The following is an 18,348-nucleotide window of genomic DNA, read 5'->3' on the forward strand; positions in this document are numbered from 1 at the left end:
GGGAACAAGTCGGGCCGCCCGCGCGCTTTACTGTGACACAAGCGCGCGGAAAGGACCCTGACGATGCAGACCTCCAAAGCCCCGGCCTGGGTCGTTCCGGTCATGCGACTTGGCTATTCCGCCCGCGCGGCCACCTATTCCATCGTCGGCGCATTGGCGCTCAGCGCCGCCATCTGGGGCGGTGTCGCGGAAGGCACGGAAGGAGCCATTGGCTCGCTGCAAGGCGCGCCCTTTGGCATCGTGCTGATCTGGATCGTGGCGCTTGGACTGTTTTGCTATTCCGTGTGGCGTTTCGTGGCCGCAGCCCTCGATCTGGAACGCAGGGGCGACGATGCCTCGGGCCTCTTCGCCCGCGGCGGCCTGCTGGTCACCGGCGCCTTGCATGCATTCCTGGGCGCCTCTGCGCTGGACCTTGTTCCCGAAAGCGACGAGGCGGGTGGTAGCTGGACACAGGATGTCCTGGCCCTGCCCTTCGGGCGCTGGTTGCTTCTCGCGTTGGCCATCGCCGTCTTCGGTGCAGGCCTTTACTACATCTACAAGGGCTGGACGGAGGCCTACAAGAAGCACATCCGCGTCACGCCGCTGACTGAGCGGCTGAAACCCGTGCTGCGCATCGGCATTGTCTCGGAAGGCGTGCTGATCGGTGTCATTGGCGGGCTTCTCGCCCTGTCCGCGCTGACCTATGACGCGGATAATTCGGGCAGCATGGGCGATGCGCTGCGCGAGATCGGTGCGGCGCCCTACGGCCGCGTGCTTCTGGGGTTTGCGGGCCTGGGCCTTCTGGCCTTCGCGGTCGAAAACGTGATCGAGGCGCGCTTCCGCGTCCTTCCCGCCCGCGACGGCCCGGACGTGGAAACCCTGGCGAGCCGCGCGATGCAAAAGGCCAAGGCCCAGACATGACCCACAGCGCCTGCTAAGCGCTGGACCTCCGCCGCCCGCCCCGCTATCCCGCGCTCGAAACACCAAAATGTCGCGCAAGCGGAGGGCCCGATGCCTGATCTTCTGATCGAACTCTTCTCCGAGGAAATTCCCGCCCGCATGCAGGCGCGCGCGGCGGAAGACTTGAAAAAGCGCGTGACGGACGGACTCGTCGAGGCCGGTCTGACCTATGCCCATGCGGGGGCCTTCGCGACGCCGCGGCGGCTGACCCTGACGCTCGAAGGTCTGCTCGCCCGCTCCCCGGACATGCGCGAGGAACGCAAAGGCCCCAAGGTCGATGCGCCGGAGAAAGCCATCGAAGGCTTCTGCCGCGGCGCGGGGGTCGCGCGCGAAGACCTCGAGGAGCGTGACGACAAGAAAGGTCGCGTCTTCTTTGCGGTAATCCAGAAACCGGGCCGCCCGGCCGCTGAGATCGTGGCCGAGGTTCTGGAAGACACGATCCGCAATTTCCCCTGGCCGAAATCCATGCGCTGGGGCGCGGGATCGCTGCGCTGGGTTCGGCCGCTGCACCGCATCCTGTGCATCCTCACGGACGATGCGGGCGAGGCCGAGGTGGTGCCGCTGGAGGTGGATGGGATCCGCGCGGGCGATGTGACCGAGGGTCACCGCTTCATGGCGCCGGAGCCGTTTTCTGTAAGTTCCTTCGAGGATTACGCGGCGAAGCTCAAGCGCGCCAAGGTGGTGCTGGATGCGAGCGAACGGGCCGAGACGATCTGGAACGACGCCACCAATGCGGCCTTTGCGGCGGGCATGGAGGTCGTGGAGGACAAGGGGCTTCTGGCCGAGGTCGCGGGCCTTGTCGAATGGCCCGTTGTGCTGATGGGCGAGATCGACGCCGCCTTCCTCGAATTGCCGCCCGAAGTGCTGCAAACCTCGATGAAGGAGCACCAGAAGTTCTTCTCCGTGAAGAACCCCAAGACCGGCCGGATCGAACGTTTCGTGACCGTCGCCAACCGCGAGACCGCCGATCACGGGCGCACGATCCTTGCGGGCAATCAGAAGGTTCTGGCCGCGCGCCTCGCGGATGCGAAGTTTTTCTGGGAGAACGATCTGCGCATCGCGAAAAATGCCAAGATGCAGCCCTGGCTCGACCAGTTGGAGAACGTGACCTTCCACAACAAGCTGGGCAGCCAGAAGGCGCGGATCGACCGGATCGCGGCACTCGCCCGCGAGATCGCGCCCAAGGTCGGTGCGGATGCGGATCTGGCCGAGCAGGCCGCGCGCGTGGCCAAGGCGGATCTGTCCTCGGAGATGGTCTATGAATTCCCGGAACTTCAAGGGCTTATGGGGCGGTATTACAGTGACGCCGCAGGTCTGCCCCCCGAGGTCGCAGCGGCCTGCGAAGACCACTATTCCCCCCTCGGGCCGTCCGATGATGTGCCGACAGCGCCTGTTTCGGTTGCCGTGGCGCTGGCCGACAAGTTGGATACTCTCGCAGGGTTCTGGGCCATCGACGAAAAGCCAACCGGCTCGAAAGACCCCTATGCGCTGCGCCGTGCGGCGCTTGGTGTGATCCGGCTTCTCGTCGTCAACGATGTCCGTCTTTCACTGGAAGGCTTTATCGGCGCGCAGATCGTGCAGTCGAAGATCTCCGAAAACGGCCATGACATGGAAGCGGAGCACATCGCGCATCTGCAAAGCCTCGTCTCCGAGATTGCCCGCCACGGCGTATTCGGCAATGCCATCGCCGCGATCCGCGAAAGCCTGCACGCCGACGCCCATGCGAAAGTGGAAAAGAGCGTCGCGGAAGTGCCTGAAAAGTCGGAAGATCTCCTTTCCTTCATCCATGATCGCCTGAAGGTCTACCTGCGCGATCACGGCATCCGGCACGACGTCATCGACGCCTGCCTTGCCATGGAGGGCGCCGACGACATCACGCTTCTGGTCAAGCGCGCCCGCGCGCTGCAGGACGTGCTGGCAACGGCGGATGGTGAGAACCTCGTTCAGGGCTTCAAGCGCGCCAACAACATCCTCAGCCAGGCCGAGGAGAAGGATGGGGTCGAGTACAGTTTCGGGGCCAACCCGAAACTGGCCGAGACGGACGAAGAACGCACGCTGTTCGATGCGCTCGAAGCCGCGGATGCCAAGATCCGCCCCGCCATGCAGGCCGAGGATTTCCCGGCAGCCATGGCCGCGATGGCCGGAATCCGCCCCGCGCTCGATGCCTTCTTCGAGGAAGTGCAGGTCAATACCGACAACCAGATCGTTCGGCGCAACCGGCTGAACATGCTGAGCCAGATCCGCACGACCTGTCTGCAGGTGGCCGATCTGACCCGGCTCGACGGATAAGACGCCGATCAATGTCCAAGTGACGTGACAGCGCCCTTGCCTCACCACATTTGAGGCGTATCCTGCGGCCAATCGAAGGATCGCCGCAGTGCAGAAATACCTCAACGAAGTGTCGTTCAAGCTCGACCGGCACATCACGCTGATCACACCCACCGCCCCTATCCTGCCCGCAACACATGGCGGGCGGGCCAAGTGCCTGCAGCGGCTGGTGCGGCTGAAACTGCCGGTGCCGCGCACGGTGGCGCTTTCTTTCGACACGGTGAAGGCGATCGCGCTGGGGCGCATCCCCGATACAGCCTTGCTGCTGTCCGTCTTCGATGACGATGCGCTTGTCTGCGTCCGCCCCTCCTCGGAAGACCCCGATTGGGGCGGGCCCACGACCATGCTGAATATCGGCATGAACGACGCCGCTTGCGCGCGCCTCTCGGCGACCTTGGGCGAAGAGGCGGCCCGCGCGCTCTACCGGCGCTGGGTGCAGACCTATGCGGTGCACGTCGCGCGGCTCGATCCCGATGCCTTCGACGAGATCGATGCCAGCGCCGCGGATGCACTGGAACAGGCCCTGCGCGCCTATGAGGACGAGGCCGAAGAGCCTTTCCCGCAGGATCCGGCGACGCAATTGTCCGAAGTCCTGCGCTCCATGGCACGCAGTTGGGAAAGCGTCTCGGCGCGGCTGCTGCGTCAGGCCAAGGGCGCGCCCGTCGATGCCGGGCTGGGCCTGGCCGTGCAGGAAATGGCGCTTGGCCTCGGGCGCGGCGAAAGCGGCTCGGGCGTGCTGCAGCTCGTCGATCCCGAAACCGGGCTGAAACAGGTCACGGGGCGCTATCTCAGTCAGAGCCAGGGGCGCGACGCGCTCTCGGCGGGGGAAAAGGCGATCTACCTGACCACCGATCCGCGCGGGCCCTCGCTACAGGACCGCATGCCCGAGGCCTTCGCCGAACTGATCGAGCATGCGGCCCTGATGCGGCAACGCCTGCGCGCCGAGATGCAGGTCGAATTCACCATCGAGAACGGCAAGCTCTACATCCTCGACGGTGTCGTGGTCCCGGCCAGCAACGCGGCGGCGATCCGGATCGCGGTTCGGCTGTCCGAAGACGGTATCATCACGCCGCAGGAAGCGGTGATGCGGGTCAAACCGGCCATGCTGTCGGCGCTCCTGCACCCTCAGGTCGATCCCTCGGCGACGCGTGACCTGATCGGCACCGGCATCGCGGCGAGCCCCGGCGCCGCAACGGGGCGCATCGTCTTCTCGGCGGCGGCCGCGCAAGCCTCGGCCGCGCGGGAAGAGCCCTGCATCCTCGTGCGGCGCGAAACGGCCCCCGAAGATGTGCGCGGCATGCATGCCGCGGTGGCGGTCCTGACCGAGCGGGGCGGCATGACCAGCCACGCCGCCGTGATCGGTCGCGGCATGGGGCGGCCTTGCGTCGTGGGCGCCAGCAAGCTGCGCTTTCATCTCCAGCGCAAGCAGATCGTGGCCGAGGATGGCCGCATCTTCCGCGAAGGCGATATCGTGACCGTGGACGGCACCGCCGGAGAGGTCCTCGCGGGCGCGCCCAAGATGCAGGCAGCACGGCTCGATGATGCGTTCCGGACGTTGCTGAAATGGGCCGATGAAGAACGCGATCTGCGCATTCGCGTGAATGCCGACACGGTCGCCGATGCCGAAACGGCCCGCGCCTTCGCGGCGGGTGGCATCGGGCTCTGCCGGACCGAGCACATGTTCTTCGAGCCGGGGCGCCTGACGGTCATGCAGGAGATGATCTTCGCCGCCACGCCCGAGGATCGCCGCGCAGCCCTCGCGCAATTGCTGCCGATCCAGCGCGCAGACTTCACGGAGCTCTTCTCGATCATGTCGGGCAAGCCCGTCTGCATCCGCCTGTTCGACCCGCCGCTCCACGAATTTCTGCCCACCGATCGCGCCGGGCTGCGCGATCTGGCCGAAGCGCTGAACCTGCCGGTCTCGGACGTGACCCGCCGGGTCGAGTCCATGGGCGAATACAATCCCATGCTGGGCCTGCGCGGCGTGCGCCTCGGCATTACGGTGCCCGAGATTTACGACATGCAGGCGCGGGCGATCTTCGAGGCCACGCTCGATGCGAGCCGCGAAGGCGACGACCCGGTCGTACCCGAGATCATGATCCCCCTCGTCTCCGCGCGTCGCGAGATGGAGATCGTGCGCGCGCGCATCGAACAGGTCGCCAGTGCCGTGCGCACCGAACGCGGACGCGACTTCACCTACCGTCTGGGCGTGATGGTCGAGACGCCGCGCGCCTGCCTCATCGCGGGCGAGATCGCGCCGCATGTGGATTTCCTGTCCTTCGGCACGAATGACCTGACGCAGATGACCTACGGGCTGTCACGCGACGATGCCGGGCGCTTCATGAACGATTACGTCCAGCAGCGCGTCTTCGAGGAGGACCCGTTCCACCGGCTCGACCGGCAGGGCGTGGGCGAATTGCTCCGTATCGGGCTGGAACGCGCACGCGCCGCGAACCCGGATGTGATCATCTCGATCTGCGGGGAACATGGCGGGAATCCCGAATCGATTCACTTCTGCCGGACGCTTGGAATGGATTACGCAAGCTGTTCGCCGTTCCGGGTTCCGGTGGCGCGACTGGCTGCCGCACAAGCGGCCATCCAGGATAAAATCGAGCGTTCATAGCCCTTTGGGCGGGAACCCACCCTCCGATTCGGAGCGATTGCGCGGATTTCAGCCCACCGAGCAAGCCCGAAACTGGACCTATTGACCATTTTTTCTTACGACCCCGCGAGCCTTGGCCGGTCCGTCCGGCCGATTTGATAGTTTCGAGAGGTCACTGAAATGGGTCGCATTACAAATCTGGCACTGGCGCTGATTGTCGCCGCGCTGCCGGTGCATGCCGAACTCAAAGCGACGAACATGAGCAAGGTGCTCGATCAGGAAACCCGCAGCCTGAACGCCGCGGCGACAACGCATCTGCAGCGTCTCGTCACGCCCGCGCCCGAAGGCCGCGTGAAGGCGATGCAATACAACCGCGGCTGGCTCGACGCCCAGACCTACCGCACCGGCGGGTCTGAATGGCAATGCCTGTCCGAAGCGCTCTACTTCGAGGCGCGTGGCGAGACCGTGAAAGGTCAGTTCGCCGTGGCGGAAGTCATCCTGAACCGCGTCGACAGCGCGAACTATCCTGGCTCCGTCTGCGGCGTGGTCAATCAAGGCGCCTCGTCGGGCCGCAAATATGCCTGTCAGTTCAGCTATGCCTGCGACGGCAATCCCGAGACCATCCATGAGCGCGGCGCGTTCCAGCGCGTGGGCAAGGTGGCGAAACTGATGCTCGAAGGCGCACCGCGGAACCTGACGGAAGGCGCCACGCATTACCACACCACCGCGGTCAGCCCCCGTTGGGCGCGCAAATTCCCGATGACCGCGCAAATCGGCGTGCATCGTTTCTACAAAGAGCCGCTCCGCCTGTCTCAGCGCTGATGGAGCTACGGCCTTGCGCGTCCGGCTCGGCCGGGTGCGCGCCGTGACGTCCGATTGTCAGCCACGCTGAGCGGCAAGCAGGTCCACGCCAGCCCCCCCGCGCGATTTCCGCCCGGCGGTCTGTCGCAGAGCGGCGCCGGGATGCCGCCTTCCGGTGGCCTCTCGCGGATATCTCCGGTAAGTCTCGGGGATCGCGACGAACCGGACCCTGCTCATGGCCTCTGAAATCCGCCTTGCCTTTTCTCATCCCGCGGAGCGGGCCATCGCCACATCCGGCGACGATCCGCGCGATCGCATCTCGCTGCGCGATCATGTCCGGGAGGTGGAGATCGGCGCGTTTCAGGCCGAACGTGGCACGACGCAGCGGATCTGCTTTAACGTCGTCGTGGAAGTGCGTCCCTTTTCGGGTCCGATCGACGACGATGTGGATCGCATCCTGTCCTATGACCGCGTGACCGAGGCCATCACCGCCGAGCTTGAAGCCGAGCGTCTGAACCTTCTGGAAACGCTGGCCGAGCGCATCGCCGAGCGTATTCTGCAAGCCCCACAGGCCTTGCGGGCCTTCATCCGGATCGAGAAGCTTGACCGCGGCCCCGGCGCGCTTGGCGTCGAGATCGTCCGCTCCCGCAAGGAGTTGGGCTCGCGCCTCGATGAGCGCGCCGCGGAGCAGCCGCATCCGCGCATTCTTTACCTGTCAAACGCGGCCATCGCCGATCCGCGTCTCTCAGACTGGATCGATGAGTGCCGCGCGGACGGCGCGCCGCTGATCCTGTGCGTCGGGCCGCATGATCTGGCCTTGCCGCATGCGGATCACGCCATGGTCCAGCGTCGGATCGACCTTCTGGCCATCGAGCAGAACGGCTGGATGCTGGCTGCGCGGGACGACCGCGCCAAGGTGGTCTCCGCCCGGACGGAGCTCGACTGGGCCATGAAAAACGGCCAGGTCTGCGTCTGGGCGCCGTCGAAGATCGTGCTCGATGCAACGCAGGGGCCTGCCACCCCGCCCGGCGATGCGGCGGGTCTCGCCGCCTGGTTCGCAGGCCAGATGACCGCGCGCGAATTGGTGCTCGTCGGAGCCGATGCGCCGGAGGAGAGCCCCGTGCCGACACGATCGCGCCCGCCCAGCGACCGTTTGCTCAAGGCCTGATCAGCGCTCTTGCCAAGCCGCGCGCCTGATGGCAGGCGCTATTCATGCTTGATGCCTATTACCGCCCGATCCTGTCCGATGATCCTGCCCGCCCGGCGGAGGCCCTTTCGCTTGCCGGAACCGCGCTATGGTTCACCCATGTCGAGCGTCTGAGCCGTGATGCGGCCCCTCGGCGTCTGCCCGCAGCGGACCTGCCTGCCGATTGGCACGCAGCACTGACAACGCCTCGCGCACCGATTGCCGGGGTGGCGATGGATCGCCCGCAGATCATGGGCATTCTGAACGCAACGCCGGACAGCTTCTCCGATGGCGGGCAATTCGACCAGGCGGAGGCGGCCCGCCGCCACGCCACCGCGATGTCCGATGCGGGTGCCGCCTTCATCGATATCGGTGGGGAATCGACGCGCCCTGGTGCGACAGAGGTTCCCGCCGAGGAAGAAGCCCGCCGCATCATGCCCCTGATCCGAGACCTGGCGCAGCGCGGCGATGCGGCGATCTCGGTCGATACACGCAAGGCGGGTGTGGCGGATGCCGCGCTGAAGGCCGGTGCGGCCCTTCTCAATGATGTCTCGGGGCTCGATTTCGACGCAGAGATGGCGCCCCTCGCGGCCCGCACCGGTGCGCCGATCTGCGTGATGCACAGCCAGGGCGGACCGGAGATTATGCAGAATGCGCCGCAATACGGGGATGTGACGCTCGATATCTACGATCATCTAGCCGCGCGCATCGCAAGGCTGACCGAGCTGGGCCTGCCACGCGACCGCATTGTCGTCGATCCCGGCATCGGCTTCGGCAAGACGCTCGAGCACAACCTCACATTGCTGCGGCAGCTTGCTGTTTTCCACGGTCTTGGCTGTCCGATCTTGCTTGGCGTGTCCCGAAAGGGTTTTATCGGGACCATATCCGGGGAACGGGTTGCGGCGCAGCGCGCACCGGGATCCATTGCGGCAGCCTTGGCCGGTATTTCACAAGGCGTTCAAATTTTGCGCGTGCATGACGTGGCCGAGACCGCGCAGGCACTCTCGATCTGGGAAAAGATTAAGGGGACAGAAAAATGACACGGAAGCTTTTCGGCACGGACGGTGTCCGGGGCACCGCAAACACCTATCCGATGACCGCAGAACTGGCGCTCATGATCGGCGCCGCCGCGGGGCGCTATTTCCGCCGCGAAAAAGCGGGCGTGCACCGCGTTGTCATCGGCAAGGATACGCGACGCTCGGGCTACATGTTCGAAAGCGCGCTGACGGCGGGTCTCTGCTCGACGGGCATGAACGTGCTGCTGCTGGGGCCGGTGCCCACGCCCGCCGTGGGCCTTCTGACGCCGTCGATGCGCGCCGATCTCGGCATCATGATCTCGGCCAGCCACAACCCGGCGCAGGATAACGGGATCAAGTTCTTCGGCCCGGACGGGTTCAAGCTCTCCGATGAGGCCGAGCTCGAGATCGAGGCCCTGGTCGAGGCCGGAGTGGCGCCCGCGCAGGCGGACAATATCGGCCGGGCGCGCCGCATCGACGATGGCCGCTTCCGCTACCAGGAGCGGGTGAAATCGAGCTTCCCGCACGGCATGCGGCTCGACGGGATGAAGATCGTGGTGGATTGCGCTAATGGTGCAGCACACAGGGCCGCGCCGGAAATACTTTGGGAGCTGGGTGCCGACGTGATCCCGATGGGCGTTGCGCCCGATGGCTACAATATCAACGATGGCTGCGGCTCGACGAAACCGCAGGCGGCGGCCGAACGCGTCCTGGCCGAAGGCGCCGATCTGGGCATCTGCCTTGACGGCGATGCCGACCGGGTTGTCCTGATAGATGAGACCGGAGCTGTCGCCGATGGCGACCAGATCATGGCGCTGATGGCCGCCCGCTGGGCCGAGGAAGACCGTCTGCGCGACGGCACATTGGTGGCGACCGTCATGTCCAATCTCGGGCTTGAGCGGTTTCTCGAGGGCCGAGGGTTGAAGCTCATGCGCACGGGCGTCGGCGACCGCTATGTCGTCGAGGCGATGCGCCGCGGCGGCTGGAACCTCGGCGGGGAGCAATCGGGCCATATCGTCATGACCGATTACGCAACGACCGGCGACGGCCTGATGGCGGCGCTGCAATTCCTGGCCGAGATGGTGCGCTCCGGCAAACCGGCGCATGACCTCGTGAAGACCTTCGAGAAGGTGCCGCAGCTTCTGAAAAACGTGCGCTTCGCGCCGGGGGCGGCCCCGCTCGAGCTCGCCGAGGTCAAGACCTGTATCCGCGATGCCGAGGCGACGCTGGGCAGCAAGGGGCGGCTCCTGATCCGCAAATCCGGCACCGAACCGCTGATCCGGGTGATGGCCGAATGCGAGGACGAAGCGCTTCTGGCCAAGGTGGTCAACGGCGTGGTGGACGAGATCGAGCGCGTCGCCTGACGGCGCTTCACCCCAGATCGCGCGCCGCTTCGGGCGGCGCGCCTTCGTTTCGTGTCAGGGCGGGTCCGCCGCAAGAAGCAGGCGCGCCCTTCGGACAGGCCCGCTGCCCTGCCCCTTCACCTTTCCGATAAAACGCGAAAAAAAACGGTCCCACCGGCGCAGCCGCCGGGTTTGAGCGTCCCACAGAAAAATCCCGAAAAATCGCGCCGAAGGCGCCCGCCCCGCAGGGCCCGCGCGGCCGAAGGCCGCGCGCGGGTCGTCCCGGACAGGGTCCGGGACGAACCCTCACATGGATCGACCGTAGATCTGCGCGATCCGCGTGATCGCCTGTTCCGGCGGCATCTCTTCGCTTTCGCCTGTCCGGCGCGAGGTCAGCTCGACCACGCCGTTCTTCAGGCCGCGCGGGCCGACGGTGATCCGCCAGGGCAGACCGATCAGGTCCATCGTCGCGAATTTCGCGCCCGCGCGCTCGTCGCGATCGTCGTAAAGCGGCTCGAGCCCCAGCGTGACAAGGCTGTCGTAAAGCGCCTGACAGGCCGCGTCGGCATCCGCATCGCCCTGTTTGAGGTTCACGATGCCCGCATGGAACGGCGTGACCCCTTCGGGCCAGATGATGCCCTTGTCGTCATGGCTGGCCTCGATGATCGCGCCCACCAGACGCGACACGCCGATGCCGTGGCTGCCCATATGCACCGGCACACGATTGCCTTCCTGATCGACGACCTTGGCGCCCATTGCATCGGAATACTTGGTGCCGAAATAGAAGATCTGGCCCACCTCGATCCCGCGCGCGGAGCGGCGCCGCTCTTCGGGGACCTTGTCGAAGAGCGCTTCGTCATGCGTCTCATCGGTGCGGGCATAGCGCGAGGTGAATTCCTCCAGCACCGCCTGGCACTGGGCCACGTCATCATAGTCGATCTTGCGGTCGCCGAATTTCAGATCGGTGATCTCGCTGTCGTAGAACACCTCCGACTCGCCCGTTTCGGCCAGCACGAGGAATTCATGCGTGTCGTCGCCGCCGATGGGCCCCGAATCCGCGCGCATCGGGATCGCCTGCAGGCCCATCCGCTCATAGGTGCGCAGGTAGCTCACCAAGTGACGGTTATAGGCGTGCAGCGCGTCCTCTTTCGACAGATCGAAATTGTAGCCGTCCTTCATGAGGAATTCGCGGCCCCGCATCACGCCGAAGCGCGGGCGGCGCTCGTCGCGGAACTTCCACTGGATGTGGTAAAGCGTCAGCGGCAGATCCTTGTAGCTCGACACGTGGCTGCGGAAGATGTCGGTGATCATCTCCTCGTTGGTCGGACCGTAAAGCATGTCGCGCTCGTGCCGGTCGGTGATGCGCAGCATCTCGGGGCCGTAGGCGTCATACCGGCCGCTCTCGCGCCACAGATCCGCCGATTGCAGCGTCGGCATCAGCATCGGGATATGGCCCGCGCGGACCTGTTCCTCATGCACGATATTCTCGATGTTCTTCAGGACCTTGTAGCCCAGCGGCAGCCAGGAATAGATCCCTGCGGAGGATTGCTTGATCATGCCCGCACGCAGCATGAGCCGGTGGGAGACGATCTGCGCCTCGGAGGGCGTCTCTTTCAGGACCGGCAGGAAGTATCGGCTCAGGCGCATGGGGCGCGCTCCTTTTCGTGCGTCACGTGGTGCGCATGGGTGTATGAAAGCGGTTGCGGCTGCACAAGGGGCGCCTGTGCGAAACGGAGCCTAGCTTTCGCGGGATGGAAGGCCGCGCACGTCCCGGGATGCCCAGAGATGCGAGGGCGCGCGCATGCGAGGCGCATGGGGCCCGTGCGAAGCCACCCCCCAATGCACCGTCTTCCCGGCACCGCCCGGCGCGGGCGCCCTTTTCCTTGACATGGCAGCCATTCGGCGCGAGAGCGCGCGATGTCGCACATGGCACGCCGCGCCCTTGCGCAAGGGTCCGATTGGGCCGAAAGTGCCGCCGTCAAACCTTATTTCAGGCAGGTCTGTCCCATGCATCTCCCCGTCAGAGACCAATTGAAATATTGGGGGATCGGCTTCGTGATCCTCGCGGTCACGCTGTGGTTTCTGGGCGACGTGCTCCTGCCCTTCATCCTGGGCGCGGCCATCGCCTATTTCCTCGATCCGATCGCGGACCGGCTCGAAGCGGCCGGTACGTCCCGGGCCGTGGCCACCGCGATCATCACCGTCTGCGCGCTGCTGATCTTCGTGCTGATGGCGCTTCTGGTGATCCCGACGCTGGTGCGCCAGACCGGGCAGCTCATCAACGCCGCCCCCGAATTGTCGCGCAACCTGCAGGGCTTTCTGTCCACGCGGTTTCCCGAGATGATGGCCGATGACGGTGTCATCCACGACACGTTGCAGCAGATCGGCCAGTTCGTGCGCGAACGCGGCGGGCAATTCCTGCAAACCGCGCTCAGCTCCGCCGCATCGCTGCTCAACGTGGTGTTGCTGTTCGTGATCGTGCCGGTCGTGTCGGTCTACCTGCTGCTCGACTGGGACAACATGGTGGCCCGCGTCGATGAGCTGCTGCCGCGCGAACATGTGGACACGATCCGCGGTCTCGCCCGCGATATCGACCACGTCCTGTCGTCCTTCGTGCGGGGCATGGGCACGGTCAGCCTGATCCTGGGCGTCTATTATGCCGTGGCGCTGATGCTGGTGGGGCTGCAATTCGGCCTCGTCGTGGGCGTGATCGCGGGCGTCCTGACCTTCATTCCCTATGTGGGCGCGATCGTGGGCGGTGTGCTGGCCATCGGTCTTGCATTGTTCCAGTTCTGGGGCGACTGGATCTGGATCCTCGCGGTCTGGGCAATCTTCCAGTCGGGCCAGTTCATCGAGGGCAATTTCCTGACGCCGAAACTGGTGGGCGACAGCGTGGGCCTGCACCCGGTCTGGCTGCTGCTGGCCATGTCGGTCTTCGGCACGCTCTTCGGCTTCGTGGGCCTTCTGGTCGCGGTGCCCGTGGCCGCCGCCATCGGCGTCATCGCCCGGTTCCTCGTGACCCGCTACAAGGCGAGCCGCCTCTATCGGGGCGGGCCGGACGAGACGGACACGGCCGACGAGCGCAGCGCATAGATCATGGCCGAGCAACTGCCCCTCAACCTGCCCGCGCGCACCGCGCTGGGGCGTGGCGATTTCTTCGTCACCGAGGCCAATGCGCTGGCGCTCGCGGAGATTGACGGCTGGCGCAGCTGGCCTGCGGGCAAGCTCGTGCTCGTGGGGCCCGCGGGCGCCGGAAAGACCCATCTTGCCCATGTCTGGGCCAAGGAGAGCGGCGCGCGGATCCTGCCCGCCTCCCGGCTTGCGGAGGCCGACATCCCCGCCCTTGGCGAAGGCCCCGTCGTCGTCGAGGATGCGGACCGGATCGCGGGCGACCGACCGGCGGAAGAGGCGCTCTTTCACCTGCACAATCTCGCCCTCGCCGAACGCCAGCCGCTTCTGATCACCGCGTCGCTGCCGCCCTCGCGCTGGCCGCTGAGCCTGCCGGACCTGGCAAGCCGCATGCAGGGCAGCCCCGTGGCCCGTCTCGGCCCCCCGGATGACATGCTGCTCTCGGCGGTGCTGGCCAAGCTCTTCATGGATCGTCAGATCGCGCCTGCGCCGAACGTGATCTCCTATCTAACCCTGCATATGCCGCGCAGCTTCGACATGGCCCGGCAATTGGTGGATGCCATAGATGCCCGGTCGCTGGGCCTGCAGAGGCGCGTCACAAGGCCCCTTGCAATCGAGGTTCTGAACGCATTGAATCCGGATGATGCAGAAACCAATCAGAGATGACACGGAGACGTTACAAACCTCCGCTAGCGACGCCGGCATGAACAACGCCGACTTCCTCAAGGCCGAGCGCAGCGCGCCCTGGACAATCGATGGCTTCGACCCCGAAGGGCCCGACCGGTTCTTCAATCGCGAACTGAGCTGGCTGGGCTTCAATTGGCGCGTTCTGGAAGAGGCGGAGAACCCCAAGGTGCCCTTGCTCGAACGGGTGCGCTTCCTGTCGATCTCGGCCTCTAATCTCGACGAATTCTACACCGTGCGCGTCGCGGGCCTGCGGGAACTGGCCCAGGCGGGCAACACCACGCCTGCCGCGGACGGGCTCACCCCCGCCCAGCAACTCGTGAAGATCAACGAGGATGCCCGCCGCCTGATGGCCCGGCAGCAGCAGGTTCTGCAGGATCTGCGCGGCATGATGGAAGCGCAGGGGATCTCGATCCTCTCCGCGCACCAGATCACCGAGGACGACCGCCGCGCGCTGCGCCAGACCTTCCTCGACACAATCTTTCCGGTTCTGTCGCCGCTGGCAATCGATCCCGCGCATCCCTTCCCGTTCATCGCCAATATGGGCTATTGCCTCGCGGTGGAGTTGAAACGGAAGAAGGACGGCAACGTCCTGAAGGCGCTCCTGCCGATCCCGAGCCAGATCAATCGCTTCGTGCGCCTCCCGGCGGAGGCGGACACGCAACGCTTCTGCTTCGTCGAGGACGTGCTGCTTCTGCATATCGACAGCCTCTTTCCGGGCTATACGGTCAAGGACCATTTCGGCTTCCGCGTGCTGCGCGACAGCGACCTTGAAGTGGAGGAAGAGGCCGAAGACCTCGTGCGCGAATTCGAGGTTGCGCTGAAGCGCCGCCGCCGGGGGGAAGTCGTCCGGCTGACCGTGTCGCCCGGCGCGCCCAAGGGCCTCAAGGACATCGTGATGCGCGAGCTGGGCGTGGCCGAGGACGAGACCATCGAGCTTGAGGGCATGATCGGTGTGGCCGATACGAGCGAGCTGGTGCTGGGCGACCGGCACGAACTTCTCTGGCCGACCTTCACGCCGCGTGTGCCCGAGCGCGTTCAGGACCATGACGGCGACATGTTCGCAGCCATCCGCCAGAAGGACATGCTGCTGCATCACCCCTATGAGACCTTCGACATGGTGGTGCGCTTCCTCAATCAGGCGGCGCGTGATCCCAACGTGGTGGCGATCAAGAACACGCTCTACCGCACCTCGAAGAACTCCCCCATCGTGGAGGCGCTGTGCGAGGCGGCGGAGGACGGCAAATCCGTCACGGCGCTGGTGGAGCTGAAGGCGCGCTTCGACGAGGCCGCGAACATTCGCCAGTCGCGCAGACTCGAACGCTCCGGCGCGCATGTGGTCTACGGCTTTCTGGACTGGAAGACGCATGCCAAGATCGCCACGGTCGTGCGCCGCGAAGGCGACAAGCTGGTGACCTATACCCATTGGGGCACGGGCAATTACCACCCCATCACGGCGAAGATCTACACCGATCTCAGCCTCTTCACCTGCGATCCCGCCCTCGGGCGCGACGCGGCCAAGGTGTTCAACTACCTCTCTGGCTATGCCAATCCCGAGGGGCTGGAGAACCTGTCGCTCTCGCCCCATTCGCTCAAGCCCAAGCTTCTGGAGATGATCGAGGGCGAGATCGAGCATGCCCGCGCGGGGCGCCCTGCGCAGATCTGGGCCAAGATGAATTCGCTGATCGAGGCGGACATGATCGACGCGCTCTACCGCGCGAGCCAGGCCGGCGTGAAGATCGACCTTGTCGTGCGCGGCATCTGCGGTCTGCGCCCCGGCGTGAAGGGCCTGTCCGAGAATATCCGTGTGAAATCCATCGTCGGCCGGTTCCTCGAGCACAGCCGAATCTCGTGTTTCGGCAATGGCCACGGCCTGCCGCATGAAAAGGCGCGGGTCTTCATGTCCTCGGCAGATTGGATGGGACGCAACCTCAATCGGCGTGTGGAGACTCTGCTCGAGGTGAACAACCCCACCGTGAAGGCACAGATCGTCAGCCAGGTCATGGCCGCGAACCTTGCCGATGTGGCGCAAAGCTGGGTCATGAAACCCGACGGGCATTTCGAGCGGGCCGAGGTGGAAGACGGCGCTTTCGCGTTCAATTGCCACCGGTTCTTCATGGAAAACCCGTCGCTGTCGGGCCGTGGCTCTGCCGGGGCGAGCGATGTGCCGATCCTGACCCACCGCTGAGGCGATGGCTGCTGCGGCGCCCTGCGGATGCGATCCCGACCGCGCAGGCCCTGCCGCCCTTCCGGTTGACCTCTCGCGGGCATTCCCGCAGTGTCCCCGACGACGCGAATGACAAGCCAGGGCCATGCCATGGATGGAACGATCGAGCCGACCAATCCCGATTGGGAGCCGTTCGGCCGCCCCCTCTTCGCCGATCCCGATGTGCGTGCCCTGAGCCGTGTGGGCGTGGTCGATATTGGATCGAACTCCGTCCGGCTCGTGGTGTTTGACGGCGCGGCACGCTCGCCTGCCTATTTCTACAACGAGAAGATCATGTGTGCGCTGGGGGCGGGCCTGGGCGAGACCGGCAAGCTCAATCCCGAGGGGCGCGAACGCGCGCTCAAGGCCATTCACCGCTTCCAGCTTCTGGCTCGCGGCATGGGCACAGAACTCTCGGCCGTGGCAACCGCGGCCGTCCGGTCGGCGGAAGACGGCCCGGATTTCTGCGAAGAGGTCGAACGCGAAACCGGCCTCAAGATCTTCGTGATCGACGGCGAGGAAGAAGCACGCCTGTCCGCCCAAGGTGTCCTGCTAGGCTGGCCCGGCTCCTACGGGCTGGTCTGCGATATCGGCGGCTCCTCGATGGAGCTTGCCGAGATATCGGGCGGTCAGGTCGGGCGACGGGTGACCTCGGATCTGGGGCCGCTGAAGCTCGTGGACATCAAGGGCGGCAAGAAAGGCCGCGACGCGGTCATCAAGGAGACGATGATCCGGCTCGAGAAGGTGATGGGCAGCCAGCGCGACCGCCTGTTCCTCGTGGGCGGGTCTTGGCGGGCCATCGCGCGGATCGACATGGAGCGGCGCGGCTATCCCCTGCACGTCCTGCACGAATACCGCATGGATGCCGCCGCCGTTCGCGCGACCGCGAAATACATCGCCAAACAGGATCTCGAAGAGCTGCGCCAACGGGTGAGCATCTCCAATGCCCGCATGTCGCTCGTTCCCTATGCCACCGAAGTGCTGAGCCGCCTGGTGCAGACCTTCAAACCCAAGGATATCGCGATCTCCTCCTACGGGATTCGCGAGGGCATGTTGTTCGAACAGATGCCGCAGAAGCTGCGCGACCGCGATCCGCTGATCGAGGCCAGCCGCCATGCCGAGGCCAAGGATGCGCGGCTTCCGGGCTACGGCAAGCGCCTGTTCAACTTCGTGGAGCCGCTCTTCGGCGGCGCGAAGCCCGCCAAGCTGCGCATCGTGAAGGCTGCTTGCCTTCTGCATGACGTCAGCTGGCGCGCCCATCCCGATTACCGTGCCGAAACCGTGTTCGACAACGCAACCCGCGCCAATCTCGGCGGGCTCAAGCACGAGGAACGGGTATTTCTAGGGCTCGCGCTGCTGCACCGCTACCGCAACAAGCGCGAAGGCACGCGGTTCGAGGCCATGGCCTCGATCCTGAGCGATGCAGAGGTGCAGGAGGCCGAAATCCTCGGCAAGGCGCTGCGCTTCGGCGCAATGCTCTGGATGTCGGACGAGTCGCCCGGCGCGTGGTTCGAATGGCGTCCCCGCAAAAAGCACCTGACGCTGCGACTGACCGCGGAGGCCGCGCCGCTTTACGGCGAAGTCGCCGAAGCGCGGTTCCAGAGCCTGGTGAAATCGCTGGGCGCCGAGGCCGAGGTCAAGATCGGCAAGGCCACCGGCTGAGCTTTTGGCCCGCCCGGTCCTTTCACGACACGCGGTAAACCGTCACCAACGGGCCGGTAAGCGGGCGCTCAGAGCTCGATCCCCTCGCCCGTTTCATCCGGCTGCGCGCGCTCCTCGGGCGTTTTCTTTCGGATGATGATATCGCCGTTCTCCAGCATCTCGGGCGGGTGATAGGCCGACCAATCCTCCACCTCGGTCATTAACTCGCGCAAGGCGGGGCCCATCTCGTCGGCGAAGGCGCGCATGGCGGGCTCGAACTCCTCCATCAGACGCTGCAACTCAGTCAGGGCGGGTTCGGCCTCCTGCCGCAGCCCGTCAAAGAAGAGCGACAGGCCGCGCTCCATCAGCGACAGCCCCCGCTCCTCCTCGGCCTCCTGTGCGGCGGCGGGGGTCAGGGCCAGGCATAGAGCGGCGGTCAGGGCAATCTGTCTCATGCGGGCAATATATGCGCG

General features: G+C 65.5%; 13 protein-coding genes. 11 read left to right on the forward strand and 2 right to left on the reverse strand.

Going from position 1 to position 18,348, the window contains the following annotated elements; translation table 11 throughout:
• The first annotated feature begins 63 nt into the window (after window positions 1-63).
• The 7 genes from FIV09_RS10540 to glmM all read left to right on the forward strand — a co-directional run bounded on the left by FIV09_RS10540 (window position 64) and on the right by glmM (window position 10,236).
• On the forward strand, window positions 64-900 hold the full coding sequence (locus tag FIV09_RS10540) for a DUF1206 domain-containing protein (RefSeq protein ID WP_152449903.1): 837 nt from the start codon (window positions 64-66) through the stop codon (window positions 898-900).
• Window positions 901-990: 90 nt separating this feature from the next.
• On the forward strand, window positions 991-3,228 hold the full coding sequence (gene glyS / locus FIV09_RS10545; RefSeq protein WP_152449904.1) for a glycine--tRNA ligase subunit beta: 2,238 nt from the start codon (window positions 991-993) through the stop codon (window positions 3,226-3,228).
• Between the two features lie 88 nt (window positions 3,229-3,316).
• Window positions 3,317-5,890: a pyruvate, phosphate dikinase gene (gene ppdK / locus FIV09_RS10550; protein WP_172975685.1), complete on the forward strand. Its 2,574-nt coding sequence runs from the start codon at window positions 3,317-3,319 to the stop codon at window positions 5,888-5,890.
• A gap of 159 nt (window positions 5,891-6,049) precedes the next feature.
• Entirely contained in the window at window positions 6,050-6,691 is a 642-nt protein-coding gene (locus FIV09_RS10555) for a cell wall hydrolase (RefSeq protein ID WP_152449906.1), read from the forward strand.
• A 214-nt stretch (window positions 6,692-6,905) separates the two neighbouring features.
• Window positions 6,906-7,838: a dihydroneopterin aldolase gene (locus FIV09_RS10560; protein ID WP_152449907.1), complete on the forward strand. Its 933-nt coding sequence runs from the start codon at window positions 6,906-6,908 to the stop codon at window positions 7,836-7,838.
• Between the two features lie 44 nt (window positions 7,839-7,882).
• Window positions 7,883-8,896, forward strand: a complete 1,014-nt coding sequence (gene folP, locus FIV09_RS10565; RefSeq protein WP_152449908.1) for a dihydropteroate synthase — start codon at window positions 7,883-7,885, stop codon at window positions 8,894-8,896.
• Window positions 8,893-10,236 carry a phosphoglucosamine mutase gene (glmM, locus tag FIV09_RS10570; RefSeq protein WP_152449909.1) on the forward strand — a complete coding sequence of 448 codons (1,344 nt, stop codon included), beginning with the start codon at window positions 8,893-8,895 and terminating at the stop codon, window positions 10,234-10,236. Before folP ends, glmM begins: the two co-directional genes overlap by 4 nt.
• 285 nt (window positions 10,237-10,521) lie before the next feature.
• Here the strand turns inward: glmM and proS are convergent, their stop codons facing one another.
• Window positions 10,522-11,862, reverse strand: a complete 1,341-nt coding sequence (gene proS / locus FIV09_RS10575; protein WP_152449910.1) for a proline--tRNA ligase — start codon at window positions 11,860-11,862, stop codon at window positions 10,522-10,524.
• A gap of 360 nt (window positions 11,863-12,222) precedes the next feature.
• Between proS and FIV09_RS10580 the strand changes: the two genes are divergently transcribed.
• From FIV09_RS10580 to FIV09_RS10595, 4 genes are all read left to right on the forward strand, one after another.
• Window positions 12,223-13,308, forward strand: coding sequence for an AI-2E family transporter (locus FIV09_RS10580; protein WP_152449911.1), 1,086 nt, complete (start codon window positions 12,223-12,225; stop codon window positions 13,306-13,308).
• A 3-nt stretch (window positions 13,309-13,311) separates the two neighbouring features.
• Window positions 13,312-14,010, forward strand: coding sequence for a chromosomal replication initiator DnaA (locus FIV09_RS10585; protein ID WP_152449912.1), 699 nt, complete (start codon window positions 13,312-13,314; stop codon window positions 14,008-14,010).
• Between the two features lie 37 nt (window positions 14,011-14,047).
• Entirely contained in the window at window positions 14,048-16,216 is a 2,169-nt protein-coding gene (locus FIV09_RS10590; RefSeq protein WP_152449913.1) for an RNA degradosome polyphosphate kinase, read from the forward strand.
• Between the two features lie 129 nt (window positions 16,217-16,345).
• Window positions 16,346-17,896, forward strand: a complete 1,551-nt coding sequence (locus tag FIV09_RS10595; protein ID WP_152449914.1) for a Ppx/GppA family phosphatase — start codon at window positions 16,346-16,348, stop codon at window positions 17,894-17,896.
• Window positions 17,897-17,964: 68 nt separating this feature from the next.
• Here the strand turns inward: FIV09_RS10595 and FIV09_RS10600 are convergent, their stop codons facing one another.
• Complete coding sequence (locus FIV09_RS10600) at window positions 17,965-18,330, reverse strand: hypothetical protein (protein WP_152449915.1); 366 nt, start codon at window positions 18,328-18,330, stop codon at window positions 17,965-17,967.
• Window positions 18,331-18,348 lie beyond the last annotated feature (18 nt).

It is taken from the genome of Roseivivax sp. THAF197b (assembly GCF_009363255.1).
Taxonomy (GTDB): Bacteria; Pseudomonadota; Alphaproteobacteria; order Rhodobacterales; family Rhodobacteraceae; genus Roseivivax.

Coding starts and splice junctions, on each gene's coding strand:
- proS (WP_152449910.1), bottom strand. CDS start 11,862: ATGCGCCTGAGCCGATACTTCCTGCCGGTCCTGAAAGAGACGCCCTCC.
- FIV09_RS10580 (WP_152449911.1), top strand. CDS start 12,223: ATGCATCTCCCCGTCAGAGACCAATTGAAATATTGGGGGATCGGCTTC.
- FIV09_RS10600 (WP_152449915.1), bottom strand. CDS start 18,330: ATGAGACAGATTGCCCTGACCGCCGCTCTATGCCTGGCCCTGACCCCC.
- FIV09_RS10585 (WP_152449912.1), top strand. CDS start 13,312: ATGGCCGAGCAACTGCCCCTCAACCTGCCCGCGCGCACCGCGCTGGGG.
- FIV09_RS10540 (WP_152449903.1), top strand. CDS start 64: ATGCAGACCTCCAAAGCCCCGGCCTGGGTCGTTCCGGTCATGCGACTT.
- folP (WP_152449908.1), top strand. CDS start 7,883: ATGCTTGATGCCTATTACCGCCCGATCCTGTCCGATGATCCTGCCCGC.
- glyS (WP_152449904.1), top strand. CDS start 991: ATGCCTGATCTTCTGATCGAACTCTTCTCCGAGGAAATTCCCGCCCGC.
- glmM (WP_152449909.1), top strand. CDS start 8,893: ATGACACGGAAGCTTTTCGGCACGGACGGTGTCCGGGGCACCGCAAAC.
- FIV09_RS10560 (WP_152449907.1), top strand. CDS start 6,906: ATGGCCTCTGAAATCCGCCTTGCCTTTTCTCATCCCGCGGAGCGGGCC.
- FIV09_RS10555 (WP_152449906.1), top strand. CDS start 6,050: ATGGGTCGCATTACAAATCTGGCACTGGCGCTGATTGTCGCCGCGCTG.
- FIV09_RS10590 (WP_152449913.1), top strand. CDS start 14,048: ATGAACAACGCCGACTTCCTCAAGGCCGAGCGCAGCGCGCCCTGGACA.
- FIV09_RS10595 (WP_152449914.1), top strand. CDS start 16,346: ATGGATGGAACGATCGAGCCGACCAATCCCGATTGGGAGCCGTTCGGC.